Consider the following 599-nt stretch of genomic DNA (forward strand, 5'->3'; position numbering starts at 1 on the left):
TATTAGTTTACAGGGCAGAGAAAAATCTGTCCGTAAATCTAGCATAAGAGCAATACTTAAATTCATCGGTCGTCAACTGACCTTCAATCATCAAAAGATTGTCGAGATTAACATATCATCCTTCAAGTGCCATACGCTTCAATCGAGGATTTGACTTCAATCGGATGGTATAAAAAATATTGTTGCCTTCTAATGTTTTCATCAAGTCTGGCGTGGCGAAGCCACTGTCACCACGCAAAATAATTGTCTGATGTTGATCGGATAGACTAGTTGACAGATACCCTTGCACAAATTCAGTTGCACCATTACCGGTATAGGTGTTGCCACTTCGCAACGATACCTGACGCACGGTTCCAGTTAAAGCATCAGTCATGATAAGCGGATGGTACCCGATGTTCAAGTAGTGATAATTAAAACCAATTTTTTCTTGATGACCAAAGGTCTCAAAGTAGGTTGAATCCAAATCTAGCACCAGTTCAGTATTGGCTGATCTTTCATCAATTAAAGAGACAATACGACGATTTAATTCTTGTAGCTCATCAGTGTCTTCGTTCGTGAGATGTGATAGAAATCTGGAAATAGTTGGTTGAGATGCCATG

The 599-nt window shown here is 39.6% G+C and carries 1 protein-coding gene; it reads right to left on the bottom strand.

Going from position 1 to position 599, the window contains the following annotated elements; translation table 11 throughout:
- Nucleotides 1-115: 115 nt before the first annotated feature.
- Nucleotides 116-599: transposase (locus EST42_RS06365; RefSeq protein WP_167711147.1), on the bottom strand; the 484-nt coding region annotated here is incomplete at its 5' end.

The sequence above is a fragment of the Weissella cibaria genome (assembly GCF_004521965.1).
GTDB lineage: Bacteria > Bacillota > Bacilli > Lactobacillales > Lactobacillaceae > Weissella > Weissella cibaria_A.